Annotated in this window: 20 protein-coding genes; 14 read left to right on the top strand and 6 right to left on the bottom strand. The window is 63.1% G+C overall.

What is annotated here, in order from left to right; all coding sequences use genetic code 11:
* Window positions 1-8: 8 nt before the first annotated feature.
* The 8 genes from pheS to ACVWYF_RS21090 all read left to right on the top strand — a co-directional run bounded on the left by pheS (window position 9) and on the right by ACVWYF_RS21090 (window position 8,957).
* On the top strand, window positions 9-1,097 hold the full coding sequence (gene pheS / locus ACVWYF_RS21125) for a phenylalanine--tRNA ligase subunit alpha (RefSeq protein ID WP_457071996.1): 1,089 nt from the start codon (window positions 9-11) through the stop codon (window positions 1,095-1,097).
* 178 nt (window positions 1,098-1,275) lie between these two features.
* Window positions 1,276-2,433: an acyltransferase family protein gene (locus tag ACVWYF_RS21120; protein WP_457071863.1), complete on the top strand. Its 1,158-nt coding sequence runs from the start codon at window positions 1,276-1,278 to the stop codon at window positions 2,431-2,433.
* 130 nt (window positions 2,434-2,563) lie between these two features.
* Window positions 2,564-3,877: a 30S ribosomal protein S12 methylthiotransferase RimO gene (rimO, locus tag ACVWYF_RS21115; protein WP_457071861.1), complete on the top strand. Its 1,314-nt coding sequence runs from the start codon at window positions 2,564-2,566 to the stop codon at window positions 3,875-3,877.
* 18 nt (window positions 3,878-3,895) lie between these two features.
* Complete coding sequence (locus ACVWYF_RS21110) at window positions 3,896-4,708, top strand: hypothetical protein (protein WP_457071859.1); 813 nt, start codon at window positions 3,896-3,898, stop codon at window positions 4,706-4,708.
* Window positions 4,709-4,806: 98 nt separating this feature from the next.
* On the top strand, window positions 4,807-6,408 hold the full coding sequence (gene bshC / locus ACVWYF_RS21105) for a bacillithiol biosynthesis cysteine-adding enzyme BshC (RefSeq protein ID WP_457071857.1): 1,602 nt from the start codon (window positions 4,807-4,809) through the stop codon (window positions 6,406-6,408).
* A gap of 81 nt (window positions 6,409-6,489) precedes the next feature.
* Window positions 6,490-7,353, top strand: coding sequence for a carboxypeptidase-like regulatory domain-containing protein (locus tag ACVWYF_RS21100; RefSeq protein WP_457071854.1), 864 nt, complete (start codon window positions 6,490-6,492; stop codon window positions 7,351-7,353).
* 34 nt (window positions 7,354-7,387) lie between these two features.
* Window positions 7,388-7,981: a 5-formyltetrahydrofolate cyclo-ligase gene (locus tag ACVWYF_RS21095; RefSeq protein WP_457071852.1), complete on the top strand. Its 594-nt coding sequence runs from the start codon at window positions 7,388-7,390 to the stop codon at window positions 7,979-7,981.
* Between the two features lie 133 nt (window positions 7,982-8,114).
* A complete protein-coding gene (locus ACVWYF_RS21090) occupies window positions 8,115-8,957 on the top strand; it encodes a TonB family protein (RefSeq protein WP_457071849.1) in 843 nt (280 codons plus the stop codon).
* A gap of 73 nt (window positions 8,958-9,030) precedes the next feature.
* On the opposite strand, the gene ACVWYF_RS21085 is transcribed toward ACVWYF_RS21090, so the two are convergent.
* Both ACVWYF_RS21085 and ACVWYF_RS21080 read right to left on the bottom strand, forming a co-directional pair.
* Window positions 9,031-9,579: a GDYXXLXY domain-containing protein gene (locus ACVWYF_RS21085; RefSeq protein WP_457071847.1), complete on the bottom strand. Its 549-nt coding sequence runs from the start codon at window positions 9,577-9,579 to the stop codon at window positions 9,031-9,033.
* 21 nt (window positions 9,580-9,600) lie between these two features.
* Window positions 9,601-10,887 carry a DUF2157 domain-containing protein gene (locus tag ACVWYF_RS21080; RefSeq protein ID WP_457071845.1) on the bottom strand — a complete coding sequence of 429 codons (1,287 nt, stop codon included), beginning with the start codon at window positions 10,885-10,887 and terminating at the stop codon, window positions 9,601-9,603.
* A 278-nt stretch (window positions 10,888-11,165) separates the two neighbouring features.
* Between ACVWYF_RS21080 and ACVWYF_RS21075 the strand changes: the two genes are divergently transcribed.
* From ACVWYF_RS21075 to ACVWYF_RS21065, 3 genes are read left to right on the top strand one after another with little or no spacing between them, the layout of a single operon-like run.
* Window positions 11,166-12,488, top strand: coding sequence for an erythromycin esterase family protein (locus ACVWYF_RS21075; RefSeq protein WP_457071843.1), 1,323 nt, complete (start codon window positions 11,166-11,168; stop codon window positions 12,486-12,488).
* A 49-nt stretch (window positions 12,489-12,537) separates the two neighbouring features.
* Window positions 12,538-13,587, top strand: a complete 1,050-nt coding sequence (locus ACVWYF_RS21070; RefSeq protein WP_457071841.1) for a sensor histidine kinase — start codon at window positions 12,538-12,540, stop codon at window positions 13,585-13,587.
* Window positions 13,584-14,366 carry a LytR/AlgR family response regulator transcription factor gene (locus tag ACVWYF_RS21065; RefSeq protein ID WP_457071838.1) on the top strand — a complete coding sequence of 261 codons (783 nt, stop codon included), beginning with the start codon at window positions 13,584-13,586 and terminating at the stop codon, window positions 14,364-14,366. Before ACVWYF_RS21070 ends, ACVWYF_RS21065 begins: the two co-directional genes overlap by 4 nt.
* A gap of 81 nt (window positions 14,367-14,447) precedes the next feature.
* Here ACVWYF_RS21065 and mnmD read toward each other — a convergent pair whose 3' ends face one another.
* Window positions 14,448-15,155 carry a tRNA (5-methylaminomethyl-2-thiouridine)(34)-methyltransferase MnmD gene (gene mnmD, locus ACVWYF_RS21060; protein WP_457071836.1) on the bottom strand — a complete coding sequence of 236 codons (708 nt, stop codon included), beginning with the start codon at window positions 15,153-15,155 and terminating at the stop codon, window positions 14,448-14,450.
* Window positions 15,156-15,176: 21 nt separating this feature from the next.
* On the opposite strand from mnmD, the gene ACVWYF_RS21055 reads away from it, so the two are divergent.
* Entirely contained in the window at window positions 15,177-15,617 is a 441-nt protein-coding gene (locus tag ACVWYF_RS21055; RefSeq protein ID WP_457071834.1) for a thioesterase family protein, read from the top strand.
* Between the two features lie 113 nt (window positions 15,618-15,730).
* The gene (rlmN, locus tag ACVWYF_RS21050) at window positions 15,731-16,810 is read left to right on the top strand and encodes a 23S rRNA (adenine(2503)-C(2))-methyltransferase RlmN (protein ID WP_457071832.1); all 1,080 of its coding nucleotides are present in this window, start codon (window positions 15,731-15,733) and stop codon (window positions 16,808-16,810) included.
* A 76-nt stretch (window positions 16,811-16,886) separates the two neighbouring features.
* Here rlmN and ACVWYF_RS21045 read toward each other — a convergent pair whose 3' ends face one another.
* Together ACVWYF_RS21045 and ACVWYF_RS21040 are read right to left on the bottom strand one after the other, a co-directional pair.
* Window positions 16,887-17,915 carry a hypothetical protein gene (locus ACVWYF_RS21045; protein WP_457071829.1) on the bottom strand — a complete coding sequence of 343 codons (1,029 nt, stop codon included), beginning with the start codon at window positions 17,913-17,915 and terminating at the stop codon, window positions 16,887-16,889.
* Window positions 17,916-17,978: 63 nt separating this feature from the next.
* Window positions 17,979-18,950, bottom strand: a complete 972-nt coding sequence (locus ACVWYF_RS21040; RefSeq protein ID WP_457071827.1) for a YihY/virulence factor BrkB family protein — start codon at window positions 18,948-18,950, stop codon at window positions 17,979-17,981.
* Between the two features lie 171 nt (window positions 18,951-19,121).
* On the opposite strand from ACVWYF_RS21040, the gene ACVWYF_RS21035 reads away from it, so the two are divergent.
* A complete protein-coding gene (locus ACVWYF_RS21035) occupies window positions 19,122-19,949 on the top strand; it encodes a hypothetical protein (RefSeq protein ID WP_457071822.1) in 828 nt (275 codons plus the stop codon).
* Here ACVWYF_RS21035 and ACVWYF_RS21030 read toward each other — a convergent pair.
* The gene (locus ACVWYF_RS21030) at window positions 19,946-20,686 is read right to left on the bottom strand and encodes a DUF3891 family protein (RefSeq protein WP_457071820.1); all 741 of its coding nucleotides are present in this window, start codon (window positions 20,684-20,686) and stop codon (window positions 19,946-19,948) included. The genes ACVWYF_RS21035 and ACVWYF_RS21030 overlap by 4 nt on opposite strands.
* Window positions 20,687-20,704 lie beyond the last annotated feature (18 nt).

Raw genomic sequence — 20,704 nt, 5'->3', positions numbered from 1 at the left:
GGGCTATGATGCAGGAATCCATTACCGCGCTGACGGCCGAAATTACGACGGCCGAACTAAATAATCCCGCCGAACTCGATGCTTTTCGCATCAGCTACCTCGGCCGCAAGGGCCGGCTCGCCGACCTGTTCGACCAGCTCAAGACCGTGCCCGCCGAAGACAAACGCGCTGTGGGCCAGCAGCTCAACGCCCTGAAACAGCAGGCCCAGGCCCGCTTCGACGAGGCCCAGACGGCCGCCGAAGCCGCCGCCGACAACGCCCCCGCCAACCCTGATTTCGACTATACCCTGCCGCCCGTGCCCAATGCCCTGGGCACCCGCCACCCCCTGAGCCTGGTGCGCGAGGAGATGCTGCGCATCTTCGGCCGCATCGGCTTCGCCGTGGCCGAAGGTCCGGAGATTGAGGACGACTGGCACAATTTCACCGCCCTCAACTTCCCCGAAAACCACCCGGCGCGGGATATGCAGGACACGTTCTTCGTGGCCCCGGTGTCGCACGCGGCCGGCGCGGCCAACGCTGGCACAACTGGCGAAGCCGCCACCGGTGCGCCCGACCTGCCCCACCTGCTGCGCACCCACACCAGCACCGTGCAGGTGCGCGTGATGGAAACCGAGCCGCTGCCCATCCGCCGGGTGATGCCGGGCCGGGTGTTCCGCAACGAGGCCATTTCGGCCCGCGCCCACATGATGTTTCATCAGGTGGAGGGCATTTTCATTGACGAGGGCGTGAGCTTCGCCGACCTCAAGCAGACGGTGTACTACTTCGTGCAGGAACTGTTCGGAGCCGACATCAATATTCGGTTTCGCCCCAGCTTCTTCCCTTTCACCGAGCCCAGTGCCGAAATTGACATCACCTGCCTGATTTGCAAGGGCGCGGGCTGCAACATCTGCAAGTACTCGGGCTGGGTTGAAATTGGCGGCTGCGGCATGGTGGACCCCGCCGTGCTCGAAAACGCCGGCATCGACCCCGAGAAATACTCCGGCTACGCCTGGGGCATGGGCATCGAGCGCATCGCCATGCTCAAGTATCAGATTAAGGATTTGCGGCTTTTCACGGAGAATGACATGCGGTTTTTGCGGCAGTTTGAGGCGCTGTAAGAGTTTCAGCGCTTCGATTATAAAGGCGGTCATGTTGAGCTTGCCGAAGCATCTCTCCCACAACACTAAATTCAATAGTTGCGCGGGAGAGATGCTTCGGCAAGCTCAGCATGACCACCGCTTGTTTCTGTTTTTTCTTTAGCACAACCGTTCGCTGCTTTTTTGCATCCTTGCGGGTATGCTGCCACCCGATGCCCTGCCCGCGCCCACCCGCCTCGACCCATTCCTGAGCCAGAAGCTGCGCTTTTGGTCGCTGGTGGCCATGGTGCTGCTGATTTACGTGCATGGCTACAACCTGCACCCGCGCTACCTGCAGCCCTTCACGCCGGTGCAGGAGCCACTCGGGCCGGGTACCTGGCTCCAGTATTTACTGGCTAACGGGCTGCTGCGCTTCCGCATTCCCATTCTATTTGCCATTTCGGGCTACCTGTTTGCCCGGCGCGATGGGGCCGAGCCGCACGGCCAGCGGGTGCGCCGCCGCCTGCGCACGCTGGGCATCCCCTACCTGCTCTGGAGCGGGCTATGGCTACTGGCGCTGTGGGCGCTGGAGCAATTTCCGGTTACCAGGCAGGCAGTTATCGATGCTGAAATCAGCCCATTCTGGCCCCGGCAGCTGCTGAGTCAGCTCAGCGCCGGCGAGCTGCTGGTGCGCTGGCTGGTGGAACCGGCCCCGTTTCAGCTGTGGTTTTTGCGCAGCCTAATGGTGTATAATCTGGTGTATCCATGGCTGAAAAAGGCGCTATTACGCTGGCCCAAAGCATACTTCTGGGTAGCCGGAGTACTGTGGTTTTTTATGGTGCCGCTGCCGCTGATTGAGGGCGAAGGGTTGCTGTTTTTCGGACTAGGGACGTGGCTGGCGTTGCGCAACGTGGACGTGCTGACGCCGCCGCGCTGGCTCCGGCTGCTGCCGCTGGCGGCGCTGTGGCTGGGGGTGTGCCTGCTCAAAACCGGGCTGGCGTTCTGCGTCGGGCCGTCGTTTTCGATGCCCTTGGCGGTGGGAATGTTGGCCCTACACAAAATGGGCGAAGCCAGCGGCATGCTCGTGGCGTGGTTTGGAATGAACGGCCTTGTGCGCGGGTGCATGGCCCGGGCCTGGTTTCGCTGGCTGACGGGCTTTTCGTTCATGATTTATGTGCTGCACGTGCCACTGGTGAACTATGCCACGGAACTGGCGTTGCGGTATGGGCGCAGCATTCCGCACATTCACCTGCTCACTTACCTGTTGCTGCCGCTGCTGATTGTGGCCGTCAGTGCCGGCCTGGGCGCACTGCTGCGCCGGGCGTTACCGGGAGTGTATGCGGTGCTGACTGGTGGGCGGGGACTGGCTACGTCGTAAATTTGTCATCCTAAGCGGACTGCCTATCCTTTTCGCACTCCGAATTACCCGCTTTTATTCAAGTCATTATCCGCGCCGCTATCCTGCGAAACCTGCCTAATCTGCACGCCAGGCGACCCATTCCGCATTCATGAAAGTTAGAAACCAGACCACCAATAAAGTAAACGTCATCACCCTCGGCTGCTCGAAGAACATCGTGGACAGCGAAGTGCTGATGGGCCAGCTCGTGGCCAACGACTTCGATGTGACCCATGAGGCCGAGAAGTCCGACGCCAACATCGTCATCATCAACACCTGCGGCTTTATCGATAACGCCAAGCAGGAAAGCATCGATACCATCCTGCGCTACGCGGATGAAAAAGAGGCCGGCCGGCTGGACAAGCTTTATGTGACGGGCTGCCTCTCGCAGCGCTACAAGGACGAGCTGGAAGTGGAAATCCCGCAGGTAGATGCCTATTTTGGCACCCTGGAGCTGCCCCAGATGCTGAAGGTGCTCAACGCCGACTACAAGCACGAGCTTATCGGCGAGCGCCTGATTACGACGCCCAAGCACTACGCCTACTTCAAAATCGCGGAGGGCTGCAACCGCCCCTGCTCATTCTGCGCCATCCCGCTGATGCGCGGCAAGCACGTCGACCGCAAGATGGAGGACTTGGTGAAAGAAGCCAAGCGCCTCGCCAGCATGGGCACCAAGGAGCTGATTCTCATCGCTCAGGACCTAACTTACTACGGCCTGGAGGCCTACGGCGAGCGCAAGCTGGCCGACCTGCTTCGCAACCTGTCGGACGTGAACGGCATCGACTGGATTCGCCTGCAATACGCCTACCCCTCGCAATTCCCATTGGATGCGCTGGACGTGATGGCCGAGCGCGAAAACATCTGCAAATACCTCGACATGCCCTTGCAGCACGGCTCCGATGCCATGCTGAAAAGCATGCGCCGGGGCATCACCAAGCGCCGCACCATCGAGTTGGTGGATACCATTCGGCAGCGGGTGCCGGGCATCGCGTTGCGCACCACGCTCATCGCCGGCCACCCCGGCGAGACGGAAAAGGACTTCCAGGAAATGTATGACTTCGTGGAGCAAACCCGCTTCGAGCGCCTGGGCATCTTCACCTACTCGCACGAGGAAAACACGCATTCCCACACGCTGGTGGACGACGTGCCGGCCGAGCTGAAACAGGAGCGCGCCGACGCCATCATGGAGCTGCAGCAGGGCATTTCGATGGAGCTGAACGAAGCCCGCGTGGGCCAGACCTACAAGGTGCTGTTCGACCGTAAGGAAAGCGGCCATTTCGTGGGCCGGACGGAGTTTGACTCGCCCGAAGTGGACAACGAAGTGCTGGTGGCCGTGGAGAAAGACACGTTCGTGCGCCTCGGCGATTTTGCGAACGTGAAGATTGACTCGGCTTCCGATTTCGATTTGTACGGCCACTTGGCTTAAGCTCAGTTCGTTATTCAGATGAAAGCCCGCCTCAACCAGCAGGATATCGAATACCGCGTGGAAGGCCCTGCCGGCCCCGGCGCGGCCGAAATCCTGCTGGCGGCTGATACCGACCTCACGGCCGGGCAGCCCTGGGCGGCAGCGGGCTACACGGTGGCCCCCTGGCTCACGCCGACCGAGAACGCTACCCTGCGAGAAGGCCTGATTGAGTTGGTCCGCACGGCCGTGCGCGGCGCAGGTTTTGATGTCGCGGCCGACTGGCCCGTGACGGATTATCACCTGCTGATTGGCAACGACGAGGCCCGCCACTTGGCCGTGGTGCAGCAAACCGGCAGCTACCCGCTGGCAGCCCTGCCCCTGCCGGTGGCCACGCTCGAAGCGCGGGTTTCGGCGCTGTGCAGGCAGGCGGTGACGGCGCACAACCCGGCCATCGGCCGGGCGCAGTTTCACCTACGCATCGTGCGGCCCCGGCGCTCCGACAACAACCCGCTGCACCGCGACGTGTGGCTGGACCGGTTGCGCAACGGCATCAACATCTACTTTCCGCTGGCGGGCAGCACCGCCGATTCGTCGCTGGCTCTGCTGCCCGGCTCGCACTGGTGGCCCGAGGACCAGCTGACGCGCACCCACGCCGGGGCCGTGTACAACGGCGCGCAATACAGCGTGCCCGGCGTGGTGGCGTCGGCCCAGCCGCTGCACCTGCTGCGCCCCAATCCGGGGCCGGATGAGGTACTGCTTTTCTCCCCTTACCTGCTGCACGGCGGGGCCGTGAATCTGAACGAGGACGAAACGCGCCTTTCGCTGGAGATGCGGTTTTGGGCGGCTGAGTAAGGCTCTGATTTAACTTTTCGGCCGGGGCCGGGTTTTGTGCGGACTTTTGCCATTGGCCAGGGTTCATATCGAATCCGGCCTTCGCTCGTATTTCCCCCATGCCTACTCGTTGTACCACGCTGCCCTACGCCGAAACCGGCGCTTTCTCGGGCCTGCTAACCGATTACATTGCCCAAAACCCGGCCCTGGCCCCGTTTTACAACCGCTTTCCGGCGCTCGAAAACTTCGCCGCCCAAATTGAGGAAAAGAAGGCTGCTTACTCGCTCGCAGCCCGCAAGCGCCTGGTAAGCGCCCTGCGCGACCAATATGGCCTGGCCCCTGAGCCGGAGCCGGCCATTGAAGCCAGCCTGCTCCTGCTGGCCGAGCCCACCACCTTCACCGTGACGACCGGGCACCAGCTCAACCTGCTCACGGGGCCGCTGTATTTCATCTATAAAATCGTGTCGGCCATCAAGCTGAGCCGGGAATTGAAGGCGAAATACCCGCAGTACGACTTCGTGCCTGTGTACTGGATGGCCACGGAAGACCACGACTTTGCCGAAATCAATCACTTCTCGCTCTTCGGCAAAACCTACGCCTGGGACGCGGCCGGCACCGGTGGCCCGGTGGGACGGCTTGCTTTGGATGGCTTCGAGGAGCAGCTACTGAGTCAACTGCCGCCCGAGGTCCCGGCGGCTTTTCACAAGGCCTATTCCGAATCGAAAAACCTGGCCGAAGCCACCCGCAAGCTGGCCGATTCCCTCTTTGGCGAGTTCGGCTTGGTGACGCTGGACGCCGACCGCCCGGCCCTGAAACACGCCTTGGTGCCACTTTTGGAAAAAGAAATCGGGACGCACGCTTCCAACGCCGCCGTGCAAGCCACCAACGCCCGCCTGACCGCCGCCGGTTACAAGCCGCAGGTGTATTCGCGGCCCGTGAACCTGTTTTTCATCACCGACGAAGGCAAGCGCGAGCGCCTGGAGCCCGACGCCAGCGGAGCCGACTGCGTGGAGGTGACCATCCGCAACACCGCCAAATGCCACAGCCAAGCCGAGCTGCTGGCGCTGGCGAAGGCGCACCCCGAGCAGTTCAGCCCCAACGTGGTGCTGCGGCCGGTGTACCAGGAAATTCTACTGCCGAACCTGGTTTACATCGGCGGCGGGGCCGAGGTGGCCTACTGGTTCCAGCTGAAGGACGTGTTTGCGGCGTTTATGGTGCCGTTCCCCATTGTGCTGCCGCGCAATTCGGCCGAGTACATCAGCCGGGCCAACGCGGGCAAGCTCAAGAAGCTGGGGCTGACTACGCCCGAAATTTTCCGGCCGCTACCGGAGCTCAAGAAGCAAGTCGGAGCCGCCCTCGGGCAGGAAGAAATCAGCCTTTCAGCCCAACAGCAGGCGCTGGCCGCCGCCTTCCAACAGGTGCAGGACCTGGCCCAGCGCCTCGACCCCACGCTGGTAAAAACCGTGGCTGCCGAAGCTCAGAAAGCCGCCGGCAGCCTCGCCGGCCTCGAAAAGCGCCTGAGCAAAGCCGCCGAAATGAAGCACGAAACCGCTTACACGCAGTTGGCCGCGCTCAAGGACAAGCTCTTTCCCGGCGGCGGCTTGCAGGAGCGCAGCGAAAACGTGCTCAGCATTTTGATTAATAACCCCGGCTTCATCGAGCAACTCATTGAGGCGTTTGAGCCGCTGGCGCTGGAGTTCACGGTGCTGGAGGAAGAGTAAGGCTCCGGGCAACTTCCGGGCATCTCTACACATCTGTCAGGCAGGCGGCATCTTTGCCGACGATTCTACCTGCCTTTCCGCGTGAAATATCTTTTCCTGACCCCACTGCTTCTCCTGCTACTTATTGCTTCGGCAGTAGCCCAACCCATTACGGGCCGCATCGCCGATAGCCGTACTCACGCGGCACTGCCTTACGTGAACATTGGCGTGATAGGCAAGGACTTGGGCACCGTGGCCGACGAACAGGGCCACTACACGCTGGCTTTTCAGAAGTCTTTGGCAGCCGAGACGGTGCGCATTTCCAGTCTGGGATACGCGCCGCGCACCCTTACGCTGGCCGAACTGGCCGTCCAGCCCAATGTTGCCCTCACGCCAGAGGCCGTGCCGCTGGCGGAGGTGCAGGTGAAGAGCCGAGCGGAATTTCGCCATACGCACACGCTGGGCAATACCACGCAAAGCGGATTGTCCGACTGTCGCTTCAGCGCAGCCAACCTAGGGTGGCAGGTGGGCACGGTTATCAGGCTCCGTCGCAGGCCTTCTCTTTTAGTCGATGCAAATTTTGTTATCAAATACAATACGCCGGCCCACGCTACTTTCCGTGTCAATCTATATCGCTTGGATGCCAATGGCCTCCCCACGGAAACCAAGCTCCTTACTCACGACCTCATCGTAACCCGGCCCTTGTTAACGGGACCAATGACCATTGATTTGCGGGCCGAGAATCTGGTGCTGGACGAGGACTTTTTGTTAGCAGTTGAGCTTCTGGACCGAAGTGGCATAGGGAGCCCAGAGGAGCCATATGCATTTTCTTCATCCTTCGGCTACCTTAACAACGGAGTGTACAGACGCTCCACCAGTCAGGCAACCTGGACAAAGAGTTCGAGCGTAGCGCTGATGGCTGGCATACAGCCCCGCCTCAGCTTCTACGTGACGGTGAACGACTGATGGGTAGCCCTATTCCGCTGAAACCATTCGTTTGATGGAAGATTTCACGAAAGCCGAACTGCGCCGCGTCGCCCTCGCCCGCCGCCAGGCCCTGCTGGCCGCCGAAATTGCGCAGCGCAGCCAGCCGTTGTGCGACCAGCTATTCCAGCATTTCCCGGTGGCGCAGTGGCGCTGGCTGCACTTGTTTCTGCCGCTGGCCAAGCGCAATGAGCCGGATACCTGGCCGATTATCCATCGCATTTGGGCCGAGGAACTGGCCGTGCGCCTGGCCGCGCCCGTGGTGCAGGCCGATGGTATTTCGTTGCGGCATTACGAACTAATGCCGGCCACGCCGTTGCACACCAACCGATGGGGCATCCCGGAGCCCGCCGCTACTTCCGAAACGGAAGTGCCCGCCGCTGCTTTCGATGCCGTGCTGGTGCCGTTGCTGGCCGTAGACCGCGTCGGCCGCCGCGTGGGCTACGGCGGCGGCTTTTATGACCGGTTTTTGGCGCAGTGCCGGCCGGGCACACAGTTTATCGGGCTGAATGTGTTGGATGAGGTTCCAGTGGCCGCCATTGCCGATGTGCTGCCCACCGATGTGCCGCTCACGGCCTGCCTCACGCCGGGCGGGGTGTGGCGGTTTTGAGCATTCAGAAAAAACGTATTATCAAGCTCCTTAGTATACGGGTTGAGAATAAATTATTATTCATAATATTCTCACAATAAGGCAATAACGGGTTGCGTTGGTCGAGTGTCTTTCACCTAATACCCGCCAACTTATGATGACCAATGCCCAGCTGGCCACGGCCAGCCTCGACGACATCGTGTTCGATGGTCGCAACCGCCACTACGGGGCCTACGAGCTTCGCGCCCTCTACCAGCGCCACATGACGCGGGCATTGGTTATCGCCACGGCCATGCTGGCCTTGCTGATGATTTTTCCGCTGGTGGCGCAACTACTGAAGGAGGATGTGGTGGTGGCACCTGCCGGGCCGGTAATCCTCACCCCAATTGATGTAAACCTGAAGGTGGACCAACCAATAATTGCTCCGCCGCCTGCCACTGCCGTAAAGCCGCCCAGCATGCCTCCGCAGCCGTCCACGATAAAAAACGTGGTGCCGGTAGTAGTGAAGGAAAAAGATGCGCCGAACGTGACCGAAGTGCCTAATCAGGACGAGTTGCTTGAAAAAACATCCAGTACCAAAACTCAGGAAGGCGACCCAAACGCCAAAATTGACGAACCGCTCATCGAAGCCAAACCCGGCGATGGGGACGGCCTGCTTCCCGACGCAGCCACCGGCAAGCCCTACACTTACGTGGAGCAAATGCCCCAGCTGCCCGGCGGCGGCGGCACGGCGGCCATCGTGGCCGCTATTCAGAAAGCGGTGCGCTACCCCAGCCTGGCCCTGCGCAATGGGGTGGAAGGGAAGGTTTTCGTAAGCTTCACCGTGGACCCCAAGGGCGAAGTAACTGATGTGAAAATCGTGAAAGGCCTGGGCTCCGGGCTGGATGAGGAAACCATGCGGGCCATCAAAACGCTACCCCGCTTCATCCCCGGCAAACAGAACGGCCGCGAGGTGAGCGTGGCGTTTACCGTGCCCGTTACCTACCGCATCCAATAGCGGAGCAAAGCTCACGCAAAGCAAAAAAGACCGTCGTGCTCAGCACGACGGTCTTTTTGTCTATCCGTTCAGCCTACTTCTGCGCGTCCACGCCCGTAATGCGGGCCTGGCCCCAGGGCGCAATGCTGACGCGCACCCGCAACGGATGCAGGCGGCCGGCTTTTTCGAGGCGCAGGCCGCTGCCTTCGGGCACGTAGTAGCGCTCTAGGTTGAAGCGCAGGGCGAACGAGCCCCGGTACACGTCCGTGACCCAGCCGCGCAGTACGGCCTGGCCCGCGCCGGGCTTGGGCGCTTGCGGGTAAACGCCCACGGCGGTGCTGAGGCTATCAGGGCCGGGGGCCAGCAGCACGAACACGGCTTGGCGGCGGGTAGGCGCGGTTTCGCCGTGCCAGCGGGCTAGCGGATTATCGCCGATGGCGTAGCGCAGGCGCACGAAATCGCCCGATAGCATCTCTTTGGGGTCGATGGGCGTGGTGGCCAGCACCACGCGCTGGCCCAGGGCCGTGGTGGCGTAGCCCGCGCCGGCCACGCCCAGCACGTAAAGCACCTGCGCGGCCACCAGCGCCCGTAGCAGCGGGCGGCGGCGCGCCGGGGCCGAAAACCAGGAGAGCAGGTCCGTCATTCAGAAGGGTTGAATGTTGAGTTATGAATGTTGAGTTGACTCGGGGGCTGCGGGAGCATCTTCAGACACGGGCGGGGTGCCGGCCTGCTGCGCCACGAGGGGGGCCGCGGCAGCCAGCACCTGGGCATTGCGACGGCGCAGGTACCAGCTCAGGGCCAGCAGCAGAATGCCGCCAATCAGGAAGAACAGCGACTTATCCATGAAGCCCCAAGTGAGCTTGAAGTAGGCCACGGCGGTGGCAGCCACAAACAGCACCGCGCCGATAGTGAGCTGCTCGGGGTCATGGTCGCGGTTGGCGCGGGCCAGCACCGAGCCGGCGTGGGCGTACAGCACCACCAGCGTAGCCACGGCCAATGACAGCCCGCCCGAGAGGTAGAAACCCGGCAGCAGCAACAACCACTCGGGCAGGGTGCCGAGGCGGCCCCGCGCCCGCTTCCCGGCCACGGAGATGGCCAGCACCGCCGCCAGCGCCCCCAGGTAGGGCAGTAGCGGCGGTCGCAGGATGTTAGCGTAGGCATCGGCTTCGCCAAAAATGGCCAGCCCGAACATGAACAGGTACGCCGCCACCAGCGAAGGCACCTGCAAGGCCCGCCCACCGGCGCGGTTGGGCTGCCAGTCGCCGGCCGCGTACACGAGCATGGCGGGCACGAAAAACCAGGTGATTTTGGAATGCTGCACAATGATGAACAGCCCCGCCTGCCACAGCAGGCCCACGGCCAGCACGGTGGCGCTCACGGTATCGGGCCGCCGCCACCAGTAGTAGCCCATGCCGCCCACCACCAGCCAAGCCGTGACGTAGCTGAAGATGCCCAGCGACTCGACGCAGTACGTCTGAACCGCTGCGCCGATGAGCACCGTGAGCAGCACCAGCAGCCGCGAGCCGTACACGTAGCTTAGGGCTCCGCCGGCTATCACCCAGGCCAGCAGGCCGCTGGCATCGTAGCCCACCAGCTGAAAGAGCTGGCTGGTGAGAATGATACTGGCCCCGAACAGCAGCAAGCCGAGGCCGATGAGGCCGTGGCCCAAATCGGGGTTGCCGCGCCGCAGGAAGTAGCTGCCCGCGCCGTAGCTGCCCATGAGGCTGCCCAGCAGCAGCGCCAGCCGCAGGGCGGTGGGCAGCCCCTGCCAGTTGGCGGCCACCACGCTCAGGCCGCTCAGGCCCACCAGCACGCTGCCCAGAATGGGGAGCAGGCCCAAGGCGGGCACCTCCTGCGGGTAGCGGGCCAGCAGCAGCTGCCGCTGCGCCTCGCTGATGAGGCCATCGGTGACCCAGCCGGGGCTTTCGGTATCGAGAAATTTGCGGGACAAGGAGTAGGTTGTGGGGGTGAGCGGGCGTGGAGACGGAAGGGCAAGTGCGAAGGTAGGAGAATACCCAAAGCGTTACTACTCTCCTGCCATTACACCCGCTTCCGCACGCACCATACCCCCCACCTGCCAGCCGCATCATTTCGCGCTGACCGGGTGGCAACTCATCGGATTTCTGCCGGAGTTCAGGACTGATTTCAGTGGATTGGGGGCAGCGGCGGCGGCGGCGGGTGGGCAGCGGGGGTTGTTTTGGGCATTCTTAATCCCCAACCCCCACGCTTATGAAACTGCTGCTCTTCCTTTGCGGGCTGGCCCTGGCCCTGTTGCTCTGGCTGCCCCTCGCCAGCTTTGCCCAAACGCCCGCCCCGGCACCGGCCGAAACAGTATTTGCCGGCGTGCCGCAGGAAAATATTACGGGCGAGGCACCGGAATTCAAGCTCTTCGACCCGCAGTTCTACGACAACCAACTGTTTTTCCTGGGCGAGGCGCACGGCGTACAACGGCCGCAGGAGCTGGATTTTGCCCTGCTCAAACACCTCAACCAGCACGCCGGCGTCCGCACCTACCTGGCCGAAGTAGACGCTCCCAAAGCCTGGTACCTGAACGAGTACCTGCGCACGGGCCAGGACAGCCTGCTGCGCCGCGTGTTTCGGAGCTGGGTAGCCGAGAATTCTCAGTGGGGCAATCAGGAATTCTACCACAAAATCCAGCGTATCCGGGCCCTGAACCAAACGCTGCCGCCCGCCCGACGCATCCGCTTCGTGGGCATCGATGGCTTGCAGGACCTGCCCCTGACGGCCGACTATGTGCGGGCGCTGCTGCCCCGGCGGCCGCTATCCGCCCCACTACGCGGCCAGCTCGATTCGGTGATGACTTTGCTACGGGGCAATGCGGCTGCCCCGCTGGCAGGCCTCACGGCGCGCACTGTGCGGGAGCTGGAGCAGCCCGCGGCACGGTACCAGCAACTCCTTGGCACTGATAATTACGCCGACCTGGCTCTGCTGCTGCGCAACATTACCTACGCCGGGCAGGGCCTGAACCGCGAGGCGGTGCTGTTTGCCAACTTCGAAGCTCAGTACCGCATCAAGCAGCTGGCCGGCGAGAAGCTCTACGGCATGTGGGGCCTGGCCCATGTGCTGCAAAGCCCCGTGCAGGGCAATTTCGCTCTGCTGGCGGCCCGCATTCGCCAGAGCACCCTGCCGCTGCACGACAAAGTGGTATCAGTGCTGTGCGTGTTCAGCGGCTGCCAGATGCTGTATCAGAGCGCTAGTTTGCCCGCGCCCTGGCAAACGGCCGGCCAGCCCTACAGCATCACCGAAAAATTCAACCACGATGGCCCGCTGGTGGTATTGGAAGGCCTGGCCGAGCTGAAGCAGCGCACCGCGCCCGGCAGCAGCACCCTGTTCCGGCTCGATGCGCCGGGCGCGGCCAGCCTGCGCCAGCCCATCCGGCTGCGCTACGCGCCGGGAATGCCCGCCGACCAGCAGTTGCAGTTCCAGGCCCAGGTGCCGGCGGCGGCCTACGCGCAGTACCTGCTGCTGGTGCGTGACTCGGGGCCGGTGCAGCCGCTGCGGCCCGCCGCCAGCACCGCCAGCCGCCGCTAACCACGCATCCGGGTGCATATTGCCAGTCGGCCCGCCTTTTCCTCCCCGCATGAATTCCTTGTTTTCGAGCCAGCGCACTTCCCGCTCCGACCTGCAGCTGGTGGCGGCCTACTGGCTGGTGGTGGCCCCGGTGCTGCTGCTGCAATACCGGGCCGATACCGGCGGCAGCGCCGGGCAGGTGCTGCCGGTGGTGGGGGCCACCGTGCTGTTCGATACCGCTACCGTGGCCCTGCTGGTGGGCGGGTTGCTACCCTTGTTTTTGCGGGGGCGGCCCTGGCTGGGGCTGGGGTTGCTGCTGCCGTTTCTGGTGCTGAGCGGCAGCGCTTACCTCGGCCTGTATAGCTGGCTGCTGGGGCATCCCATCAGCCTGGCCGGGGCGCGGGTGGTGCTGGGGGCCGTGGCCCACGCCAAAAGCTACGGCCTGCTGGCCGTGCTGCTCACCGGCAAGCGCTACTTCGAGGCCCAGCGCCATGTGCTGCTGCTGCAAAAAGCCCAGGCCGAAAGCGCCTTGCGCAACCTCAAGGCCCAGCTCGACCCGCATTTTCTGTTCAATAACCTCAACGTGCTGCGCGGCCTCATTCAGGAAGACCCGGCGGCGGCCAACGAGTTTGTGACCCGGCTGGCGGCGCTCTACCGCTTCCTCATCCGGCACCAGCACGAGGACGTGGTGCCCCTGGCCGAGGAGCTGCAGTTTGCCGACGAATACGTGTTCCTGCTACGCCACCGCTTCGGGGCGGCCTACGAATTCCGGCAGGCGCTGCCCCCGGCGGCCGAGGTAGCCGAGCTACTGCTGGTGCCCGGCACCATTCAGCTGCTGCTCGAAAACGCCATCAAGCACAACGCCGGAAACGAGGACGCGCCCCTGCTCATCAGCCTCGAAGCCACGGCCACGGCCCTCACCGTGCGCCACGCCCGCCGCCCCAAGCGCACGCCGGTGGAGTCGGCCGGCACGGGGCTGGCCAACCTGCGCGAGCGGTACCGGCTGCTATTTCAGCAGGAAATCCGGGTCGAAGCCCTCGCCGATACGTTTACGGTCACCATTCCGCTGCTGCGCCAGGCCCGCCGGGCCACCGCCGCCCAGCCGCTCGTTAGCGCATGAATATTCTGATTCTGGAAGACGAAGAGCCCGCCGCCCGCCAGCTCGCGCAGTTGCTGGCTCAGGCCGGGCACGCCACCCCGCCGCCCGTGCTCCGCAGCGTGGAAAAGGCCCTGGCTTGGCTGCAAACCCATCCCCTGCCCGACCTCATTCTGTCGGATATTGAGCTGCTGGACGGCAACGTTTTTTCGCTCTATGAGCAGTTTCCCGTTGCCTGTCCCATCATCTTCACCACGGCCTACGACCAGTTTTTGCTGGCCGCGTTCCGGGGCAACGGCATTGCCTACCTGCTCAAGCCCTTCACGCTGGAGCAGCTGCAAGCCGCCCTGGCCAAGTACAAGCAGCTGCGCACCAGCTTCACGCCGCCCCCGGCCACCGCGCCCAGCCTGCCGCCCGACGTGATGCGCGAGCTGACCCAGGCGCTGCGCCAACACCACCAGCCGGCCTATAAGCAGCGCTTTTCGGTGCGGATGCGTAACGGCCTCCACCTGCTCCAAACCGCCGACATTGCCTATCTGCAAGCCGATGAAGGTGTGACCTTCGCCATCGACGGCACCGGCGTGCGCTACCCCCTCAGCGGCACGCTGGCCGAGCTGGAGCGCCAACTGGACCCCAGCCGCTTCGGCCGCCTCAACCGCTCCGAGCTGGTGAACGTGGCCTTCATCGAGCGGGCCGAGCCGTACTTCAACAACCGCCTCGCCGTGAAGCTGCGCACGCCCGGCATCACCCTCACCACCAGCGCCGCCCAAACGCCCGAGTTCCGCCGCTGGCTGGAAGGGTAATGGTACCGTAGACTCTGCGAGTCCGCGCGTGGTTCGGGTTATTCGCTCAATACGCGGACTCACAGAGTCCACGGTACGGCCCTATTTCACCGCCCGCGTCATTTCGCGCTTGCCGGGGGGGCCGGGCAATTTTTCCGTCAGCCAGCCGGCGGCGCGCAGGTTGCGCCGGAACTGGCCCTGGGCGCAGTAGCTCACCAGCACCGCGCCGGGCGCAGCAGCAGCGTAGAGCTGGGCAAATACAGCTTCCGTCCACAGCTCGGGCTGTTTTTCGGGGGCGAAGGCATCGAAGTAGATGAGCTGATAATGCGCGGCCGGCAGCACTGCCGCTTGCAACGACTGGTGCAGCTTGCGTAGCCGGAAGCCGGGCAGCAGCGCCACCGGCACATCCCAAGGCACGGCGTGCAGCGCGGCAAACAGCTCTTTGATGGGGGTGCCGCGCTCGTCCCACTCGGGTTGCAGGGCGGCCACTACGGCGGGCGGCAGCGGGAAGGTTTCGAGGCCGTCGTACTCGATAAAAGCGCCAGCGGCCTGGGCGGTTTCCAGCGTCAGTAGCGCGTTGAGGCCGGTGCCGAGGCCAATTTCGAGGATGCGCAGGGGCTGGCCCGTTTCGGCGGCGGCGGGCAGCAGCGGGGCCAGTCCGTGCCAGATGAAGACGTGCGCCGACTCCTGCCGTGCCCCGTGCTGCGAGTGGTAATGCTCATTCAACGCGGGCACGAAGAGCGTGGCCGAGCCGTCGGCCGTGCGGCGCACCTCTACCTTTGGCCCGCCGGCGAATTCCTCGTTCTTCATTCGTAATTCTTCATTGAAAACATGCCCCGCGTAAAAGTAGCCCTGCCCGATACCTTCTCCTTCGTCACCGAAATTCCGGTCCGCATCACCGACCTCAACTACGGCGGGCATGTGGGCAACGATGCCATGCTGGGAATCCTGCACGAGGCGCGGGTGCATTTCCTGCGCTCCATCGGCGTGCCGAATGATTATGATGCCGTCACCAAACTCGGCCTTATCATGGTGGATGTGGCCGTGGAGTACAAGGGCGAGGCTTTTCACGGTGACGTGCTGCGCGTACAGATGGCCGGCAACGACCTCAACAAGTACGGTTTCGACGTGGTGTACCACGTCCACAACCAGGCCGGCAAGGAAGTGGCCCGCGCCAAAACCGGCATGCTCTGCTTCGACTACAACACCCACAAGCTGCGCCTGCTGCCGGCAGAGCTGGCGGCGCAGTTGAACGTAGCGCGAACTTTATAGTTCGCGTCCCCGCGCCATTAGAGCAGTTGGGACGTGGCGCGAATGCGCGAACTAAAAGTTCGCGCTACTGCCGCCCGGGAACCCAACGCCCTGTCGGCTTGTATCTTTGCCCTATGCTGCTAGAATTGCCCCTCGCCCCCACCGTTAAAAAGCGTGATATCCGCAAAACCTCGTCCGATGAGCTCAAGGCCTTTATGGTGGAGCACGGCGAAAAGCCCTTCCGCGCCAAGCAGGTAACGGAGTGGCTGTGGAAGAATACTGCCGCCACGTTTGAGGAAATGAACAACATCTCGGTGGCCACCCGCGAGCTGCTCGACCAGCATTTTGTCATCAACGGCGTGACGGTGCAGAACAAGCAGCTCAGCAACGATGGCACCATCAAATCAGCCTTCAAGCTCTACGATGGCAATATCGTAGAAGGCGTGCTCATCCCGCACGATACGCGGATGACGGCCTGCATCAGCAGCCAAGTGGGCTGCTCGCTGACGTGCAAGTTCTGCGCCACGGGCTACATGGACCGCAAGCGCAACCTGGACGCGGCCGAGATTTACGACCAGGTGGTGCGCATTCGGGAGCAGTGCGAAAGCCAGTACGGCACGCCGCTCACCAACATCGTGTACATGGGCATGGGCGAGCCGCTGCTCAACTACGCCAACGTGGTGGAAAGCGTGCGCCGCATCACCGCGCCCGATGGGCTGAACATGGCCCCGCGCCGCATCACCATCAGCACGGCCGGTATTGCCAAGATGATAAAAAAGCTGGCCGACGACGACGTGAAGGCCAACCTGGCCCTCTCGCTGCACGCGCCCACCGATGCCAAGCGCAACGAAATAATGCCTATCAACGAGGCCAACTCCCTGGCCGCGCTGAAAGAGGCGTTGCAGTATTACCACCAGAAAACCGGCCGCAAAGTCACGTATGAATACATCGTGTTCGACGGCTTCAACGACGGCATCGATGATGCCGAACACCTCTCCAAAATTGCGAAGTGGCTGCCCTGCAAAATCAACCTGATTGAGTACAACCCCATCGAAAACGCCGACTACCAGAACGCCGAGGCCGACAAAATCACGGCCTTCCACAAGTACCTGGCCGACCGCGGCGTGCAAACCAACATCCGCCGCTCGCGCGGCAAGGACATTGACGCGGCCTGCGGACAGCTGGCGGTGAAGGAGGAGAAAACGGCCGCGTAGGCTGCGCCCACAACCAACAAAAAAGCCTCGGACGCGCTGTCCGGGGCTTTTTTGTTGTGGCAACTCTGATTCGAAACTATCGACCCGCTTTGCCGAAGCGGAAGGTAAAATCGTAGTATACCGGCAGGATATACGAGGATTGGCCACTGCCGCGGGAGTAGCTGGTTTGAGTGGTAGTGACGGGCGGCCCCGAGGGCGGGTAGTAAGTGGACGTGTTCGTTTCGTTGTAGCCGAACCCGTAGGTGTAGAAAGCGCCGAGGCCGAGGCTGGTCCGGCGCCAGTTAATCTTAACGCCGTAGAGGCCGCCCAGGCCAGCGTGCGAATCGGCAATGATGTAGTTTTCGCTGATGAGGGAAATACGGCGGGAGATGCGCTTCTGCCCCCCGATTTCGACAATGGGCGTTGACCCAATCTCGCCTTCAAAAAAGCCGTAGCCCAGCCCCAGGGTCACGTTGTCGTCGGCCGAGCCGTAGGTGGCCGCGCCGTAGAGAATGCCCGCCCCGTACGAACGGTTGAGCAGGCCGTCGAAATCGGGAATGCGCAGGTACAGAGCCCCGGCCCCGACGTGCAGCTTCTCGCTGACGGGGAAGCTGACTTTGGGGGTTAGGACCAGAAACTGGTTGCCGAGGCCCAGGCCGGGAATGAGGGTAATGTAGCCGCCCATCGAGAAGTTGTCGGTGATGCCAAAGTTGGCCCCCAGCAAAAAGAGGTTCACGGTTTGCAGGCTGTTTTCGCCCCGGCGCAGGCCCCGGCCGGTGGGCGCAAAAAAGAGGCGGTTGCCGTTGCCAATGTCGTAGTAGCCAGGCTTGAGGCCCGCGTTCAGCGGGCCTTGCAGCTCGGCGCGGCGTACCTGGTCGCGCTGCAGGCTGATGTGACCCAGCTCCGTGCTCTCAAACTCCAGGCCGTTCAGGCTCAGGCCCACCAGGCTGCCGGTGAAGGTGGTGCCTTTGGTGGTTTCGACGCGGTAGGTGCGGCCCAGCAGGTATTCGTTGGGGGCGGTGGCGGCGGGCGGCGCGCCCGGGGGCGGGGCCGGGGTTTGGGCCTGGGCGGCGGCGGGCAGCGCCAGCGCGAGGCTGCAGAGAAGCGTGCGGAAAGCTGGGGTCATAGGAAGTGGAGATGAAATAATCCCCAAAGATGTCCCCTCGCGGCCAAACCGTTGCAATCCTGTTTATTTCTGCCACTTGCCCGTGCTGCGCGGGCGGCCGGTGGCCCGTTCCTCGTCCGACTCGCCGGGGGCCACTTCCTCCAAGCGCACGCGCACGGCGTGGGCTTTGGGCTGCACTTTCTGGCCGAAGGCATCGGCAAATTCCTGCGTGAATTCGGCTCCAAAAAAAATAATGAGCGACGAATAGTTGACCCACAGCAGCAGCACGATGGCCGAGCCCGCCGCCCCAAAGGCCGAGCCGGGGTCGGACTTGGCGATGTAGAACGCAATGAGAAACTTGCCAATCACGAACAACAAGGCCGTGATGAAAGCGCCCACGCCCACGTCGCGCCAACGAATAATGGCATCGGGCAGATACCGGTAGATGAGCGCAAACAGCAGCGTGGTGACGCCCAACGAGAGCGCAAAATCGACCACTTTGATGGCAATAATGCCCACCTCGGGCAGCAGTTGCTGCAGCCAGCCGGTGAAGGCGCTGAGCACGGCGCTCACCACGAAGGAAATGAGTAGCAGCAGGGCCACGCTCAAAATCAGCCCAAACGAGAGAAACCGCTGCTTGACAAACGCCCCGATGCCGATGCCGGTGGTTTTCACCTTCAGATTCCAGATGTCGTTGATGCTTTCCTGAAGGGTGACGAAGAAGGTGGTGGCCGCGAAAATGAGCGTGGCCACGCCGATGGTGGTGGCCACCGGCCCGCGCTGCTGCAATGTAAACTTGGCGATGCTGTCCTGCAGGAACTTGGCCGAATCCGGCCCCACAATCCCCTTTAGCTGCCCGTATATCTGGCCCGAAATCGCCTCGCCGCCATACACAGTGCTGGCGATGGTGATGACGATGAGCAGCAGCGGCGGCAGAGAGAAAATGGTGTAGTACGACAGCGCCGCCGCGTGCCGGAAGGAATTATTGTTGCTGAACTCGCCCGCCGAGGACTTGAGGACGGCGAGAACGTCGGAGAATTTGTAATGCGTGGCCATGCAGAGCTGGAAAGCGGAAAAGAGTGCGCCCGAAAAGCCGGGGCGCGCTTGCTAGTACGGCCGGACCGGGCCAGCGTTGGCAAATTTTGCCCGCGCCGACACTTCCGGCCGCCAGATGCGTAACAGGAGAGCCCGCTGCCCGTGGCGGCCCCACCAACCCCGTATCCGGCCATGCGTTCTTTTCCTTATGCTCTTCGTTTGGCCGGCGCGGCGGCACTCAGCGGCCTGCTGCTGGGCTGCCCGGCCACTAAAGACCCGGCCGAAAAAAAGGCTCCGGCGGCCAATGCCTCTGGCGCGTATCCCGCCGCCGAAGGCTTCGACCAGGCCGGCTCTGACCCCAAGGCCGTGGCCCTGGCCGATACCGTGATGCGCGCAATGGGCGGCTACGACGCTTGGAACCACACTCGCTATTTTGCCTGGAGTTTCTTTGGCGGCCAGTACCAGATTTGGGACAAGCAAACCGGCGATTTCCATTGGGAGAAAGACTCGCTGGTGGCCAATTACAACCTGGGCACCAAGCAGGGCCACGTCTACCGCCTGGGGCAGGATATTTCGGCCACGCCCGCCGGCCAGGAGCTGCTGGGCAAGCTCACGCCCATCTGGAACAATAACTCCTGGTGGCTGCTCATGCCCTTCAAGCTAAAGGATTCGGGCGTGACGCTGAAGTACCAGGGCCCGGCCAAAACCATGGCCGGCCAGCCCGCTGAAGCCCTCCGGCTCACCTTCAAAAACGTGGGCACCACGCCCGATAACCGCTACGAAGTGCTGGTGAACCCCACCACCGGCCTCGTAGACGAGTGGGACTACTACCCCAACGCCACCGATGCCCAGCCCGCCTTCCGCCGCCGCTGGGCCGACTACACCCGCCACGGCCAGCTCCTGCTGGCCGCCGACCGCAGCGAAGCCACCAAGCCCGCCCGCCTCGACGACATCGCCACCGCCCAAACCCTGCCCGAGGGTACGATGACCAGCAAAATGCCGGTCACGAAGCTCCGCTAACCGGCGGCCAGCGTCCAGCGCAATGCCTCAACCGGCGCGGCGCGGAGGGCAGCGGCCAGCTCGGCATCGTCCCGGTACTGGAGTTGGGTGAGCACGCTGGCCTCCACGCTCACCTCGATTTCCTTTGTCTGAAACGGCCAGGGCTTGATGAGGACCGGGCCGCTGGCCTCGGGCTGGGCCAGGGTGTGGATGGTGCCGTCCGGCCCGCGATGGATTTCGACGGCGCGGCCCATCTCCGGAATTTCGTGGCGACAGAGGATGAGCGAGAGCCGGTCGCACCAGTGCAGCAGGGCGTAGGCCTGGTCGGCTTCCTTTTTTGAAACCTTCAGCTCCTTTTGCCACTGCTGCTGGCGGGCTTTCAGGTCGTCCAGAAACCCGTCAATATCCTTTTTCTGGCCCCGCAGGTGTTCGTAGAGGCAGCTCAGGTGCAGGTTGGTGAGGAGGCTGCGCCAGCGGCCCTGGTAGCGGGCGGCGGCCAGCACGCCGGCGGCCTGCTCCATCGAGAATTCCTGTTGGGTGAAGTTGGCCGGGGCCCCGGCGGACGTAAGGCCGTGGTGGCCGCCGCGCCCACGCCAGGCGGCCTGCTCGTCGTCGTGCTGCGCGATGGCGGCCAGCAGGCCCACCCAGCGGGCGGGCGGCAGCGTGGGCGGCCAGTGCCAGGCAAGCTGCGCGGCCAGCAGGGCGTGGGCTTGCTGGTAGATGATTTGCCAGCCGGCGGGGGTGGAGTTGACTATCATGAATGAGGGGGAACAAAA

It is taken from the genome of Hymenobacter sp. UYAg731, assembly GCF_054061335.1.
The sequence above is the reverse complement of the archived record's forward strand: the minus strand, read 5'-3'. Positions and strand labels throughout refer to the sequence as shown.